Genomic DNA, 14,585 nt, shown 5'->3' with positions numbered 1-14,585 from the left:
GGCGGGCCAGCCGGTCAGTTGAAGACGTCCTGCCTGTAGCGCCCCTGCGCCACCATGCCGGCCAGCCAGTCCGACGCCGCCGCCTCTGCCATGCCGCCCTGCTGCGCCGCGATCTCGATCAGCGTGCGCCGCACCGCCGGCGCCATCTGCCGTCCGTCGCCGCACACGTAGAGCGCCGCGCCTTCCTGCAGCATCGTCCACACGGCGGCGCGGTCGCGCCATAGCAGATGCTGGACGAAGCGCTGGTCCGGCGCGCTGCCGGTCGAGTACGCCGCATGCGCCTGCACCACGCCCGCGTCCTGCCAGCGCGCGATGTCGTCGCGGTACAGCCAGTCGTGTTGCGGATGGCGGCAGCCGTAGTAGAACTGGCTGACGCCAACCTGCGTGCCCGCGGCCTTCTGCGCGGCGCGTTCTTCCAGGAAGCCGCGGAACGGCGCGATGCCGGTGCCCGGGCCGACCAGGATCATCGGCCTGGCGGGGTCGGCATCGGGCGCGAACGGCGGGTTCGGCGTGCGGATATGGGCAGCCACCACCGCGCCGGGCCCGAGGCCCTGCAGCCAGGTGGAAGCCACCCCGCGAAAGACGCCGCGCCCCGACAGCGCGGGCGACCAGACCGTGCCGACCGTGATGGTGGCCACATCGGGCGACACCGCGGGCGACGAGGCGATGGAATAGAAGCGCGGCCGCATCGCCACGGTGCAGGCCAGCAAGCCCGGCAAGGTCAGCTCGATGGCCGGATGGCGCACCAGCACATCCACCAGCCCAAGGCGCTGCGCGCTCGCCCTGGCCGCATAGCCTTCCGCAGGGTCGTCCGAAGCGAGGCGCTCGAGCGCGGCGCGCGTGAACGGGCAGCGCGTGTATTGCAGCAGCGTGCGCAAGGTCTGGCGCGACACCACGTCCTGCAGTTCGATGAAATGCGTGAGCAGCTCGCGCACCGGCAGCGCCTCTTCCAGCGGCAAGCCGCGCGCGGCGGCAGCATGCGCGGCGGACAGCGTCACCATCGCATCGGGATCGAGGTCGAGCCGCGCGCACAGGTCTTGCACCAGCGCCGGCTGGTTCTGCGGATAGACCGCGAGGTGGTCGCCGGTGGCATAGCGTGCGCCGGGCGGCAGCTGCAGGCGGATATCGCGCGTGGACGTGCGCGGTGCTTCCTGCGCGAAATCCCACAGGCCGGCGGGATCGTTGACCAGTTCGGTATTGGCGAGCACGGTAAAGGCCTGCGTGGACGGCGGCAGCGTGCCGGCGCGAATGGCCGCGATATCGCGCAGCCGCACTTCGACGCCGCCCGCCGCGGCCGCATCCGTCACGTCCGCTCCCTGCGCCAGGCGCAAGGCCTGCAGCGATTGCCACAGCGCCGCGAGCCACAGTTCGGCGGCGTGATCGAAGTCGCCGTTGCCGTCGGCTTCGCCGCGCGGCAGCAGCGGCATGGCGCCGGCCGCGCCGAAGAAATCGTCGAGGCGCTTGGGGAAGGCCTCGTACGTGGACCACTGCGAGTTCCCGCAGCCGAGCAAGGCAAAGCGCAGGCCCGGCGCGCGATAGTCCGCGCCGGAACCCGGCAGCGAGTCCGCCCGCCGCCGGTCGAGCATGGCCTCGAAGCGCCGCGCCGAATCGGGCGCGCGCCCGTTGTAGGTGGCCGCCACGATCACCGCCAGTCCTTCGGTGGGCAGCGCGTCCACCGCGTCGTCGAGGTCGCGCAGCGTGGCGGCGAAGCCGGCCTGCAGCGCGCCGGCGTGGATCTGCTCGGCCAGTTCGCGCGCGGTGCCCAGGCTGGAGCCGCACAGCACCGCCAGCGGCAGGCCGTCGCCCTGCACCGCCGGGCGCCCGGCCTGCACGCCGGCCACGCTCGCGGCGGCGGCCACGATGCGCTCGTGCGGACGGCGGCGGCGCGCGCGCAGCGTGAAGGCGTCCGGCTTGAGCGTGAGCGTTTCCTTGATGCGGAACTGGTAGTCGTGCGGATCGCTGAACTGGAAGTTGCGCAGCATCAGCGCGAGCGCCAGCTTGGCCTCGGTCAGCGCGAACTGGCGCCCGATGCAGGCACGCTCGCCGTTGCCGAACGGCTTGTAGGCATGCGGATGGATGCGCGCCTCGTTCTCCGGCAGGAAGCGGTCGATATCGAAGCGATCGGGATCCTCCCATACCTTGGGGTCGCGATGCAGGCCGGTAAGCACCACCGACACGCGCCGGTTCTTCTGGATCAGGTAGCGTCCGCCCAGCACGGTGTCCTCGAACGGCGCCACCGAGAAGCCCGGCGCGGTGGGCCACAGCCGCAGCGTTTCCTTGAGCACGCGGTCGATCACCTGCAGGCGGGCCAGGTCGGCATAGACCGGCGGCGCGTCGCCGGGCAGCACGGCGTCCACTTCGGCATAGGCCTGCGCCAGCACGCCCGGGTTGCGCAGCAGCTCGTACAGTGCGAAGGTGAGCATGCCGCTGGTGGTCTCGTGCCCGGCGATCAGGAAGGTGATGACCTGGTTGCGGATATTCACGTCGTCCAGGCGTTCGCCGGTCTCGGGATCGCGCGCGTCGAGCATCAGGTTGAGCAGGTCGGGCGCGGGCGCCTGGCCCTGCGCGGCCGCCGCGCGGCGCTGCCTGACCACGTCGTCCACCAGCTCGCGCATGAAGCCGACATCGGCGGCGAACTTGCGGTGCGCCGCATGCATGAACTTGTCCTTGATGGCGAAGCGCGTGAGCTTGCCCATGGCCTCTTCGAGCGCGCCCACCATGGCGTCGATGAAGGGATGCAGCTTTTCGCTGGCGAAGGAATCGAAGTCGTAGCCGAAGCCCGACAGCGCGATGGTGTCCAGCGTGAGGCGGGTCATGTCGTCGGCCACGGCGATGTCGGCGCCGGGGCCTTGCCGGTCCCATTTGCCGACCAGGCGCTCGGCCACGCGCAGCATCACGTCGAAGTAGCCCTTCATGGCGCGCTGGCTGAAGGCCGGCATCAGGATGCGGTGCGCACGGCCCCAGTTCTCCTCGTCGTGGTCGGCGGTAAACAGGCCGTCGCCACCCACCTCGCGCAGGTAGGACAGCGGCGGGCCGATCAGCTTGCGGTAGCGCTGGCCGTCGGACAGCTCCGCCACCAGCTCTGCATCGGAGATGAAGGCCACGCGCCGCCCGGCGAAGTTCAGCTCGAAGATGCCGTCGAACTCGCGGCTGCGCGCTAGCAGGTGCTGCGCGACCATGCCGGGCGTGACCTGCAGGAGATTGCCGACCACCGGCCAGCCGGGCGCCTGCGGGATGGGCTCGAGCGCGCGCGTCACCGGCGCGGCAGCCGCGGCGGAACCGGTAGCGGCGGAGACGGAAGCCGGGTTGGAGACTGGCTGCATGTTCAGGTCACCGTTCGAAGTCGGCGCGCAAGGCGCCGGGGTTGTGCCGGGCGGCCCGCGGGCCGCGCGTGTCTCGTGTGTCTTCGTTCTTGGACGTAGACAAGCGTCTACTTTTGCAGCAAAGTAGACGAATGTATGCCGAGTGTCAATTCCAAACGGTTTTTCGCAACGGCCTCGTGCAACAGGATCACGCAACAGGATCGCGCAACAGGATCGCGCAACAGGCCGTGCCCGGCCCGCTCCGGATATGCTTGCGCTATCCCAGCCTCAATTTTTCAGACCGATACCATGGATGACGTTGCCGCCGGCAAACGCAAACTGATCGACGCCGCGCTGCGCCTTGCCGCCGCGCGGCGCAGCTTCGCCGGCCTCGGCCTGCGCGAGCTTGCGCGCGAAGCGGGCCTCAATCCCAACACCTTCTACCGCCATTTCGCCGATATGGAAGAACTGGCACTGACGGCCGTGGCCGAGGTCAGCAACGAGCTGCGCCCGATGCTGCGCGCGGTGCGCTGGGCCGCGGCGCGCGACAATCCCGGCGAGGTCGCCACGCGTTGCTGCGAGGCCTTCTTCGCCTACGCCGAGGCGCACCCCGACGCCTTTATCGTCGGCGTGTGCGGCAGCACCGGGCCGCAGCCGGCGCTGCGCCACGCGGTGCGCCAGCTGCTGGCCGACATCGCCGCCGAAACGGCGGAAGACATCGAGCGGCTGGCACTCTGCCCGGGGCTGCCGCGCACGGCCATCGACGACCTGATCGCCTACGTGGTGTCCTACCTGTTCCATCTGTCGACCGACTATCTCGAAGACAACGCGCAGGGGCGCCGCAAGCGCATCGAACAATCGCAGCAGCTGATCTGCTGGCTGCTGCATGGCGCCGCGGAGCAGCAGCGCGGGCCCGCGCATGTCCAGGCCGCCGCGCCCACTGCGGGCCGCAAGCGCAAGCCGCAGCAGGGGCGGCCGCACTGAGCGGGGCGCCAGGACAAGGCCGGGTAACGACAAGCAGTGGTGACCAGCGAGCGAGGAGCCGATGAGCCTGCAGAACCTGTTGCTGTCCTATGGATTGAGAAAGCGCCTGAAGCGCGGGCCACCGCCCGCGCAGATCGACGTGGCCGCCGCGCGGCGGGCGATGTCGCAGTTCGGGCACAATGCGCGCGTGCCTGCGGGCTGGCGCATCGAGCGCTCCGGGGACGCCGGCTTGCCTGGGGAATGGACGCGCCGCGAAGGCGCCGGTGCGCATGCTGATCTGCAGGCTGGCTCGCAGGCCGATGTGCCGACGCTGTTCTACCTGCATGGCGGCGGCTACTACTTCTGCACGCCGCAGACGCATCGCCCGCTGACGCTCGCACTGGCGCGCAAGACCGGCATGCAGGCGTTCTCGCTGGACTACCGGCTGGCGCCGGAGCATCCGTTCCCCGCCGCGCTGGACGATGCGCTCGCTGCCTATGCGGCGCTGCTGGCGCGCGGCATCGCGCCGGGGCAGATCGTCATCGCCGGCGATTCGGCCGGCGGCGGGCTGGCGCTGGCGACGCTGCTCGCGCTACAGGCGCGCGGCCTGCCACTGCCCGCCGGGGCGCTGCTGTTCTCGCCGTGGACCGACCTCGCCGCCACCGGCGAAACACTGCGCAGCAACGACCGCCACGACGTGATGTTCCATGGCGAATCGATCGCACGCGCCGCCCGTCTCTATCTCGGCAAGACCGCCGCCACCGAGCCGCTGGCATCGCCGCTGTACGCGGATGCCGCCGCGCTGGCCACGCTGCCGCCGCTCTATGTGCAGGCCAGCGACAAGGAAGTGCTGCTCGACGATTCGCGCCGGCTGGTCGAGCGCTGCCTGGCCGCCGGCGGCCAGGCGGAGTTGCACATCTGGCGCGGCTTGCCGCACGTCTGGCAGCTCTATCACCCCTTCCTGCCCGAGGCGCGCCGCGCGCTGGGCGATGCGGCGGCCTTCGCCAGCCGCGTCACCCGGAACTGAGCGCGCCGGCGCGCTCACGCCAGCCGCGCATAGCCGGCGGCTGCCGCGGCGCGCGCCATGCGCGCCACCGGCGCGTAGTGCGCCAGCGCCGTGCGGGCGATGCCGCGCAGGCGCAAGCGTTGCGCCAGCGCCGGCTCGGCATCGATGACCTGTTCCAGCGCATCGCCCACGCGCGCGCTCAGCGCCGGGCTCGCATGGCGCGAGCACACCAGCGGCAGGCCGGGCGCGCAAGCGGTGCCGCCGATCTGGCGCAGCGCCGCCAGCCGTGCGGGCAGGTGGTCGCGCACGAAGGCCAGCGTGACGCAATCGATGGCGGCCACGTCCGCCTCGCCGTGCGCCACGGCGTCGAGCGACGCCAGGTGCGAGCCGGTGCGCAGCGCGGCGGCAAAAAAGCGCCCCTGGCGTGCCAGCGGCGCCACCGCATGACGCAAGGCGTTCATGCCGCTGTGCGAGGCGTCGTCGTTGTACGCCACGCGCAAGCCGCGGCAATCCGCCAGCGTGGCCGGGCCGCCGGCGCGCACCACGATGGCACTGCTGTAGTGCTCGCCGTCGCAGCCCGGCGCATCGAACCGCGGCGTGCCGACGACGCGCACATGGCGCTGCAGGCCCTGCACCAGGGGGTAGCCGCAGGCCTGCGACAGCAGCAGGTCCGGGCGGCGCCAGAACGCATGCAGCGCGTCGTGCGTGGTGCCGGGGTCGACGGCGCGCAGGTAGAGCGGATCGGGCCCGCGCGCCAGCACGTCCGCCACGCGCGCAATCAGCGCCAGCCAGTCCGCGCGCAATGCGGGCGTCACGTTGTACATGGGCAGCGCGGCCACCCAGTGCCTGCGGTCATCCATGCGCGTTCACCCTGTCAGCCGCGCGCGCGCATCATTGCCGGCGCGCGTACCCGTTGCCGCCACCGCGGCGGCATGGCGGCGCGCGTCGCGGAACAGCGGATGCACCACCGGCGCGGCCGGGCGCAGCGCGAAGCGCGCCAGCCATTCGCCGTAGCCCTTCACCACGAAGCCGCCGCTGCGCCGCCGGTAGCCCGGCGCGCGCGTGCGATAGATGCCGCCCAGCGCGAACCACGGCACTGCCGGCAAGTCATGATGGACCAGGTGATAGTTGTTGTTGAGGAAAAGCAGGCGCCACGGCCACGCCGCCTCGTTGATGACGCTGCGCCGCGCCGGCAGCGCATGCGGCCGGTGCTCCTGGAACGAGCGCACCGCCGACAGCGACAACGCCGGATACGCCACGCCCGCCAGCATCAGCCACGGCGCGATGCCGCACGCGCGGTCGAGCCAGGCCAGCAGCGCGGCCAGCGCCAGCAGGTGCGCGAGCCATATCGGCACATCGCGCAGGTCGCCGCTGCGCACCTGTCGCCATGCGGCGGCCATCGTCTGCGCGATGGCGAACGCCGGCCCCAGCAGCACGCGGCCGGCCATCGTATTGCGCCAGCGCAGCAGCATGCGCAGCGCGGGGCCAGACGCCTGCCAGTCGCCAGGCAGCAGAAAGTAGCTCTCCGGGTCGGCCCCGGGGTGCGTGAGATGGTCGGCCGCGTGATGGATCAGGTGTTCGCGGCGGTAGAGGCCGTACGGAAACCACACCGCCAGCGGCGCCGCGCCGAACAGCGCGTTGAGCCAGGGCAGCCGCGTGGGATGGCCGTGCAGCAATTCATGCTGCAGCGACATGTACCACGTGGTGGCGACGGTCAGCAGCGCCGCCGTCAGCGGCAGGCCGAGGCGGGCCGCGTTGAGCGCGGTGCCGAACCACGCCGCGTAGACCGCCGCGATCAGCAGCCAGGTCGGCAGTTCGGTGCGCCAGAGCCAGGCGCGGCTGGCGCGCGCGATCTCCGCGCGCTGGATGTCGTCCAGGTAGATTGCCATGGCTGCGTCATCGTTGAACGGTGGCGGGCTGTACGGCAATCGAGGCGATGCGGACACCCAGGGCATCCCGCGCCGCCTGTCAAGCCGATGGGCGGCGAGCGCGGGGATGTCAGACCAGCTTAGGCGCCGTGGCGGAAAACGGAACGAAGGAAAGCCGATATGGATATGCGCACGCAGGCACGGGTACGCGCCGCGCGCTCAGTCGAGCACCTTGCCGCGCTGCGCCTTGACCTGGCTGCGCTGGTTCTTGCCCTCCAGGCGCCGCATGCGTGAGCCGAAGGTGGGCCGCGTGGGCCGCCGCGCGCGCGGCGGCGTGGCCACGCTGCGCACCAGCTCGTGCAGGCGCCGCACGGCTTCCTCGCGGTTCATCTCCAGGCTGCGATGCTGTTGCGCCTTGATCACCACAACGCCATCGCGCGTGATGCGGTGGTCATGCAGCTGCAGCAGCCGTGCCTTGTGGTCGTCGTCCAGCGACGACGACGCGCGCACGTCGAAACGCAGGTGCACCGCGTTGGACACCTTGTTGATGTTCTGCCCGCCGGCGCCCTGCGCGCGGATCGCGGTGATCTCATACTCGGTGTGGGGGATGTGGATATCTGGCGCCATGGCACGGATCATAGCAAGGCCAGGCGCGTCGACGTGGTGTCGGGAGGCGAAGCCGGGCCCGCCTCGCGGCACCCGCTTCGCCAAGGGAACGCCAAGGGAGCGTCAAGGGAAACCCGGTATTGCGAATCGTTCTTATCCACACTATGCTGATGCGCCAATCCACATTCCGGAGACCTTTATGCAACGTATCGCCCTGCTCTTGCTGGCCGGCGCATTTTCGACGGGCGCCTTCGCCAGCGCCAAATGTGTTGCCCATCCCAAGGCGGAATGGATGAAGGAGGCCGACGCCAAGGCCAAGATCGAAGCGCAGGGCTACACCATCAAGAAGTTCAAGGTGGACGGCAACTGCTATGAGATCTATGGCACCACGAAGGAGGGCAAGAAGGCCGAGATCTACTACGACACCAAGACGCTCGAGGTGGTCAAATCGGAAATCGAGAAGTAAGCCGGGAAGCGAGCCGCGCGCCGGTCCCGCCGCAATGACGGCTGCCGCCTCCGTTCGCGTCTGGGACCGCGTCGTGCGCGCCACGCACTGGTGCGTGGCGGCCCTGGTCCTGTGGGATCTGTACGAGGACTCGGGCGGCCCGCTGCATCGCAATCTCGGCTACGTGGCGGCCGGCCTCGTGCTCGTCCGCCTGGCCTGGGGCGCGATAGGCAGCAAGCCCGCGCGGTTCTCCAGCTGGGTGCCGGGCCCGTCCGGCCTCGCCACCTATTGCAAGGCCCTGGCAACGGGCCATCCGCCGCGCTACCTCAGTCATAGCCCGCTTGGTGCCGTGATGATGCTTGCGCTCTGGTTCCTGATCCTCGCGCTGGCGGCGACGGGCTGGATGTCCCGCCTCGACGCCTACTGGGGCGAGGACTGGGTTACCCGCCTGCACGGCGTGCTGGCCTACATCCTCATGGGCCTGGTCGCGCTCCATGTCATGGCCGCCATCGCGATGGGACGGCTTCACCGCGAGAACCTGATTGCCGCCATGCTGACCGGCAACAAGCGTCAGGGCGATCCGCCCGGGACCGATCCGCCTCGCTAGCCCCGCGTGGGAATCCGTCCGGCCAGGCGAAGCCATCCCGCACCGCTGCGGACCGGCACGAGGCAAGGCCGCGCATTGAGGCATACTTCTCTCGTGCGGCCCGCCGCGCGCCCGCTTCTTTGATCCCATCCGAAAGCTCCGGAATCGTGTCGGCGCACGTGGAGCCACCGCCATGCCAAACGTCGGACGACTTGTTCGCAGTGCCAGCCTGAACGGCTACATCGAGCTGATGGAGTCGCTTGGGCGTGATCCCGGGACGTTCCTTCGGAAGGTGGGGCTGTCGGCGCGCCTGCTCCGGGAACCCGGTGCGGTCATCCCCAGCCATGCCCTGCGCGAGTTGCTGGAAGTCACGGCAAGCGCCACGGGCATGGAAGACCTTGCGCTGCGGCTGGCGGCGCGCCGCACGTTCTCCAACCTGGGACCGATCAGCCTGGTGCTCAAGGAAGAGCCCTCGCCACGGCAGGCGCTCGATGCCTTGTGCCGTTACCTGAAGCTGCTCAGCCCCTCCCTGATCATGCGCATCGAGGATGTCGGCCAAACCGTCGTCATCAGCGAAGACCTGCTGCCCGGCCCGGGCCCGGCGACTCGCCAGGCGATGGAACTGAGCGTGGCCATGATGTTTCGCATCCTGCGCGAACTGATCGGCCCGCAGTGGCGGCCGCAACAGATTTGCTTCACGCACCGTCCGCCGGCCGACATGTCGGCCCACCGCGCGTTTTTTGGCCGCAACCCGATGTTCAACCAGTCGTTCAACGGCATGGTCTGCGCGGCGGCCGATCTGGACAAGTCGCGCACGCCCGACGACTCAGGGGCTACGCAACTGGCGCGCGACTACCTCGACGCAGCCCTGAGGCGCCGCGGCGACGGCATGCGCGAATCGTGCCGCGAACTGATCATGGCACTGCTCCAGGGTGGACGCTGCACGGCCCAGCAGGTGGCGCGGCACCTGCGCATCGATCGTCGCACGCTGCATCGCCATCTCATCGCGGAAGGGCTGACCTTTTCGGTCGTGCTCGACGAAGTGCGCTCGGAGCTGGTGATGCGTCACCTGCGCGAGAGCGACCTGCCAATCGGCGAGGTCGCGGGCCTGATGGGATTTTCGAACCAGAGCAGCTTCAGCCATTGGTTCCGTGCCGCCTTTGGCTGCAGCGTCACGCAATGGCGCATGCAGACGGCCGACCATTCGGCAAATGCGGCGGCTTCAACCCTGAGGCGTCGCCGCCCGGTTCCCGCCGTCAGTCGGCAATGAGCACGATCTTGCCCATGTGCTGACTGCGCTCAATGTAGGCGTACGCTTCACCGATCGAATCCATCGGGAATGTGCGGTCGATCGGCAGGCGAAGCTTGCCTTTACGGAAGTACGGCAGCAGATCGCGCGCGCAAGCCTGGACGCACTCGACGCGCTCCTGCTCGCTGCGCGTGCGGAACGTGGCACCCATCAGCTTCAGGCGATTCAGCCACAGCAGGTTGATATCGACCTGCGCCGTGCTGGCCCCGCCCAGCCGCGCGAGATTGACCAGGCGCCCCTTTACCGCAAGGCTCTTGATATGGTCCTCGAAGACCGAGCCGCCAATGGTATCCATGATGACGTCAACGCCACGGCCGCCGGTGGCAGCCATGATGGCTTCGACCTGGGGCTCGCGGGATGCATCGATGCCGACATCCACCCCATGGCCGCGCAGGCGCTCCAGCTTTTCCGCCGACCTCGAAGACGCGATCACCGGCCGGGCGCCAAGTGCCGACGCGATCAGGATTGCGGCCATGCCGATGCCGCCCGAGGCACCATTGATGAACACCGACTCGCCGGCCTTCAGCTCACCGTTGCTGACCAGCGCGTCATGGGCGGTGATGAACACATTGGGGAACGCTGCCGCGTCGATCCACGACACATCCTCCGGGACCGGCATCAGCGCCAGCGGGGCGGCGACCACATATTGGGCGTGGCAGCCGCGGCCATGGCCCATGACCCGGTCGCCTTCGCGCCAACCGCTGACCTGGTCGCCAACGCTCTCGACCTCGCCCGCAAACTCGACGCCGGCGGTCATCGGGGCGCCCGTACGATGCTCCCGCATGTACTTGATCTCGCCATAGTTGATCCCCGACGCACGCACCCGGACCAACACCTCGTTGGGGCCCGGCCGCGGAACCGGAATGTCCTGCACCGCAAGCCGACCACCGTCGGCGCCGGGCAATACGCGTACTGATTTCATCCTGCCTCCTGTTGATCTCGTCCTGCTGGCGTCGTGACGCCAGCGCCTGCCTGCCTTTCAGTTGCTGCTTGTCGCGATGCGTTGGCGGTCGCGAGTTCCGGCGCCGCAACGACGTATGCAATGAACTTCATCCGCACGGCGACCGGATTCGGGAGTCATCACTCCGGGGTGAAGTGGATCGAGCGCAATAGCTTGCCCTGGCGCTCGTAGGATTCCCGCACGTCCCTTGAAAGCTCCTCCGAGGTAGCCGGCGAGCCAATTTCCATACCCAGGTCTTCGATCTTTCGCCGTAGCGAGGGCGATTGCATGGCCTTGAGCGTGGCCTCGCGCATTTTGGCCACCACGGCCGGCGGCACACCTGGCGCCGACCAGAGCCCCATCCAGCCCACTTCATTGAGATCGGGATAGCCCAGCTCTGCAAAGGTGGGAACGTTGGGAAGCGCGGAGATCCGCTGGGGGAAGGCCACCGCGAAGGCCCTGAGCTTTCCGGACTTGATGAACGGCAACGACGTTGCCGGGCCGTCGAACATAAGAGGCACCTGTCCGCCCATGATGTCCTGTAGTGCGGGCGGGGACCCCTTGTAGCTGACGGCACCGGTATCGAGTCCGGCGAGACGATTGAATTGCACGCCGATCGTCTGACCACGCAAGCCGATGCCAAAGTTCGCGTAGTCGATCTTGCCCGGGTTCGCCTTGATGTACGTGACCAGCTCGGCAAGATTCTTCGCGGGCAAAGCGGGGTTCCCGACGAATATGAGGCCCTGCCGGGTGAGCTGGGCAATCGGCACGATGTCCTTGAACGGATCGTAGGACACCTTGATGGCGTGCGGCACTTCGGCGGCAATCCCCTTCTGGATCAACAGGAATGTGTATCCGTCCCGCGGCGCGGACAGCAGGCCCTGGACGGCGACGACGCCAGCCGCGCCAGACTTGTAGTCGACGATAACAGTCTGGCCAAGCGGGCCCTGCAACTCATAGGCAAGGAGGCGAGCCACGATATCCGCGGTGCCGCCCGGCGGCGCGCCAACGAGTATCCGCACAGGCTTGGCTGGCCATCCGGCGGCCTGGGCGGCATCCATGGCCGGCATCCACGCGCCAATGGCGAACGTGAGCGCCAGGGCCTGGCTAGCAATCTTGGTGAGGCGTTTCATTGCGGTCTCCTTTCTGTCGGACCGGCCGCTACCGATGCGGGGTGGTCTCCGCAATCGGCATGCGTGGCCGGTAGCGAAGCACGTATCGCGTGGCAGCGTCGCTCGGCGGGCGGGCTGGGCGTCTCACTGCGTCTTGCGCAGGAAACCCTGAGTGCCGCCATTTCGGTTGGGCGCGAAGCCGTTGGCCTGCAAGGACTCCTCCACCGAGTCGTAGAACACGCCGATCTTGCTGATCTCCCGCGCTTGCTTCGCGGTGGCGATCTCGCGACCAAATTCGTGCGAGATGCGTACCAGTTGCTCGATCTGCTTCACGGTGCTCTGTTTCGCGGTACGCCTCTGGTTCCACAGCACGTCCTCCGTGCCGCATCGCACATGCAGGCCCATGGCAATTCCCATCATGTTGACCGGGAGCACGTTTCGCACGTTGCTCTCCACCGTCACGACCGCGCCGTCCGGCACGCCGCGCATGAAATTGGCGAGGCTGTACGCGTTGGGCGTATCCATGCCGCCACCGATCGCCACCCAGTTCATGACCAGCGGCCCTTTGTAGAAACCGCGGCGCATCAGCCGCTCCACAGACTCGAAGCTGTTGGTGTTGTAGCACTGGAAGGCGCTCTGGATACCCTTGGCGGTCAGGCGGCGGACGTGCTCCTCCACCCAGCCTGGCTGCGCGGGCACCGTCATTTCCTTGTAGGCGTTGAAGCTGGCCGGATTCGCGCGCGAGGTACCCCGGAAGTCCGCGTCTTCCGCATGATCGGTGACGTTCATTTGCGAGGTGTTGACCGTCACCGTGACCTGGTCCGGCGTGGGATCCAGCTCGGCCAGCATGTGGCGGGTATCGTCGGACAGCCACTTGGCGGCCTGGCCTTCGTCCTCGGGGGCGAAGGAAATGGAGCCGCCCACCTGGATGATCATTTCCGGCACCGCCTTGCGCACGCCGGCGATCAGTTCATTGAACTTCGACAAGCGCTTGCTGCCCTTGCCATCGAGTTCGCGCACGTGCAGGTGCAGAACCGTGGCGCCGGCGTTATAGCAGTCCACCGCCTTCTGGATCTGGTCTTCCATCGTGACGGGAATGTCCTCGGGGAAGTCGGAGGGCAGCCAGCCCGGGGCATAAGGTGCGGCCGTGATGATCAGCGGTTGCTGGTTTTCGGGAAAAAGGTGACCGTCGAGGAAATTCATGGTGATTCTCCGGAAAGAGGGGCTGTGTGCGAATCAGCAGGGGGTGTCGCCCACGATGCCGGCGCGCTCCATCTTGCGCGGTGCCGGCCAGTAGTCGTTGAGTGCGTAGTGCTGCGTGCAGCGGTTGTCCCAGACCGCGACGTCGCCCTCTTGCCACGACCAGCGGACCTGATATTCGGGAATGGTCGCGCGGCTGATCAGGTAGTTGAGCAGCAAGGAGGCGCCGGGCGCCTTGTCGATGCCGTGGCGCACGTTCGCCGGCGTGCTGTAGTTGGTGAGGTGCGTCGAGAACCCCGCGCCGACGAACAAGATCTTCTCGCCGGTCTCCGGATGAGTGCGCACCACGGGGTGCTCCACCGACGGATGCTCCTGGACCAGCCTGGCGCGCGCTTCCGGCGTCATGACAGCCCCGAAGCTTTGCTCGATGCTGGCCCTGGCCCGCAGGCCGTCGATCTTCTGCTTGATCTCCTCCGGCAGTTCCTCGTACGCCTTCACCATGTTCACCCAGATGGTGTCGCCGCCGATCTCGGGGCATTCTATGCAGCGCAGCACCGCCCCCATTGCGGGGTTGGGGCGCCACAGGCCGTCGCAGTGGTAGTTGTTCTCGTAGCTGTGCGGGTTGTCACTCCGGTACACGCGCACGAGGCCCGGATAGTCCGGATCGCTGCCGACCACCGGATGGTCTTCCAGCTTGCCAAAGCCGCTCGCGAAGGCCACGTGCTCCGCGCGCGTGATGGCCTGCTTGCGAAAAAAGAGGACCTTGTGCTTGAGCAGCGCCACCTTGATCTCGGCGAAGAGCGCCGGGTCGCGCGATGCCTCGCCGAGATCAACTTCCGAAATCTCGGCCCCGATGGCGGGGGTGATTTGCCTGATTTTCATTTTCTCGTCTCCTGCAGTCTGGTGAATCCAGGGACAGTTCAGTGCCTGGCTTCTGGAGAACGAGTATCTGGGGCTCCCGACTTCCGCGCTTGCTTTCCTGGGACATCCATTTGCTAATTTGGGACACGGCGAAGAGACCGCGACAAGCCGCCATGCGTTGCGTGAAAGCAGCCGGCACGCATCGGGTGCCGAATCCGTATCGCGTTGTGGGCAGAAAGGTTCGGTAACGCCGAAGCGCGGGGCGTGCCGATGCCGGGCGGTGCCGGATTGAAGGCATTTGGCCCCGATGCCTTACCTCGTTGCCAGGGACGCATGGACGGCCGCGAGATCGCAGGCGCAGTGAGACTGCCGGGCGCAATCGGGATC

Annotated in this window: 13 protein-coding genes; 5 read left to right on the top strand and 8 right to left on the bottom strand. The window is 68.3% G+C overall.

All coding sequences use genetic code 11. The features are described 5' to 3' along the window. Nucleotides 1-14: 14 nt before the first annotated feature. On the bottom strand, nucleotides 15-3,323 hold the full coding sequence (locus tag AB4Z48_RS05820) for a bifunctional cytochrome P450/NADPH--P450 reductase (RefSeq protein WP_441612929.1): 3,309 nt from the start codon (nucleotides 3,321-3,323) through the stop codon (nucleotides 15-17). 288 nt (nucleotides 3,324-3,611) lie between these two features. Between AB4Z48_RS05820 and AB4Z48_RS05815 the strand changes: the two genes are divergently transcribed. Further along, nucleotides 3,612-4,286: a TetR family transcriptional regulator gene (locus AB4Z48_RS05815; protein WP_441612928.1), complete on the top strand. Its 675-nt coding sequence runs from the start codon at nucleotides 3,612-3,614 to the stop codon at nucleotides 4,284-4,286. A 61-nt stretch (nucleotides 4,287-4,347) separates the two neighbouring features. Next, nucleotides 4,348-5,292: an alpha/beta hydrolase fold domain-containing protein gene (locus tag AB4Z48_RS05810; protein WP_441612927.1), complete on the top strand. Its 945-nt coding sequence runs from the start codon at nucleotides 4,348-4,350 to the stop codon at nucleotides 5,290-5,292. 14 nt (nucleotides 5,293-5,306) lie between these two features. Here AB4Z48_RS05810 and AB4Z48_RS05805 read toward each other — a convergent pair whose 3' ends face one another. The 3 genes from AB4Z48_RS05805 to arfB form a co-directional block, all read right to left on the bottom strand. Then, nucleotides 5,307-6,131: a phosphate/phosphite/phosphonate ABC transporter substrate-binding protein gene (locus AB4Z48_RS05805; protein ID WP_441612926.1), complete on the bottom strand. Its 825-nt coding sequence runs from the start codon at nucleotides 6,129-6,131 to the stop codon at nucleotides 5,307-5,309. 6 nt (nucleotides 6,132-6,137) lie between these two features. Further along, a complete protein-coding gene (locus AB4Z48_RS05800; protein ID WP_441612925.1) occupies nucleotides 6,138-7,160 on the bottom strand; it encodes a fatty acid desaturase in 1,023 nt (340 codons plus the stop codon). A gap of 198 nt (nucleotides 7,161-7,358) precedes the next feature. Further along, nucleotides 7,359-7,766, bottom strand: coding sequence for an alternative ribosome rescue aminoacyl-tRNA hydrolase ArfB (arfB, locus tag AB4Z48_RS05795; protein WP_441612924.1), 408 nt, complete (start codon nucleotides 7,764-7,766; stop codon nucleotides 7,359-7,361). A gap of 178 nt (nucleotides 7,767-7,944) precedes the next feature. Here arfB and AB4Z48_RS05790 point away from each other — a divergent pair, with 178 nt between their 5' ends. The 3 genes from AB4Z48_RS05790 (at nucleotide 7,945) to AB4Z48_RS05780 (ending at nucleotide 10,046) form a co-directional block, all read left to right on the top strand. After that, nucleotides 7,945-8,211 carry a PepSY domain-containing protein gene (locus tag AB4Z48_RS05790; protein ID WP_441612923.1) on the top strand — a complete coding sequence of 89 codons (267 nt, stop codon included), beginning with the start codon at nucleotides 7,945-7,947 and terminating at the stop codon, nucleotides 8,209-8,211. 34 nt (nucleotides 8,212-8,245) lie between these two features. Then, nucleotides 8,246-8,797, top strand: a complete 552-nt coding sequence (locus tag AB4Z48_RS05785; protein ID WP_441612922.1) for a cytochrome b/b6 domain-containing protein — start codon at nucleotides 8,246-8,248, stop codon at nucleotides 8,795-8,797. Nucleotides 8,798-8,969: 172 nt separating this feature from the next. Beyond that, entirely contained in the window at nucleotides 8,970-10,046 is a 1,077-nt protein-coding gene (locus tag AB4Z48_RS05780; RefSeq protein ID WP_441612921.1) for an AraC family transcriptional regulator, read from the top strand. Here the strand turns inward: AB4Z48_RS05780 and AB4Z48_RS05775 are convergent. The 4 genes from AB4Z48_RS05775 to AB4Z48_RS05760 all read right to left on the bottom strand — a co-directional run bounded on the left by AB4Z48_RS05775 (nucleotide 10,033) and on the right by AB4Z48_RS05760 (nucleotide 14,219). Next, a complete protein-coding gene (locus AB4Z48_RS05775; RefSeq protein ID WP_441612920.1) occupies nucleotides 10,033-11,007 on the bottom strand; it encodes a quinone oxidoreductase family protein in 975 nt (324 codons plus the stop codon). The two genes, AB4Z48_RS05780 and AB4Z48_RS05775, sit on opposite strands and share 14 nt — an antisense overlap. Nucleotides 11,008-11,165: 158 nt before the next feature. Then, the gene (locus AB4Z48_RS05770; protein WP_441612919.1) at nucleotides 11,166-12,158 is read right to left on the bottom strand and encodes a Bug family tripartite tricarboxylate transporter substrate binding protein; all 993 of its coding nucleotides are present in this window, start codon (nucleotides 12,156-12,158) and stop codon (nucleotides 11,166-11,168) included. 123 nt (nucleotides 12,159-12,281) lie between these two features. Continuing rightward, nucleotides 12,282-13,340, bottom strand: coding sequence for a 3-keto-5-aminohexanoate cleavage protein (locus AB4Z48_RS05765; protein ID WP_441612918.1), 1,059 nt, complete (start codon nucleotides 13,338-13,340; stop codon nucleotides 12,282-12,284). Between the two features lie 33 nt (nucleotides 13,341-13,373). Then, entirely contained in the window at nucleotides 13,374-14,219 is an 846-nt protein-coding gene (locus AB4Z48_RS05760; protein WP_441612917.1) for a TauD/TfdA dioxygenase family protein, read from the bottom strand. Nucleotides 14,220-14,585 lie beyond the last annotated feature (366 nt).

The sequence above is a fragment of the Cupriavidus sp. 2TAF22 genome (genome assembly GCF_052115045.1).
GTDB lineage: Bacteria > Pseudomonadota > Gammaproteobacteria > Burkholderiales > Burkholderiaceae > Cupriavidus.
Note: the sequence above shows the minus strand (reverse complement) of the source record. Positions and strands in the feature narration are given on the sequence as shown.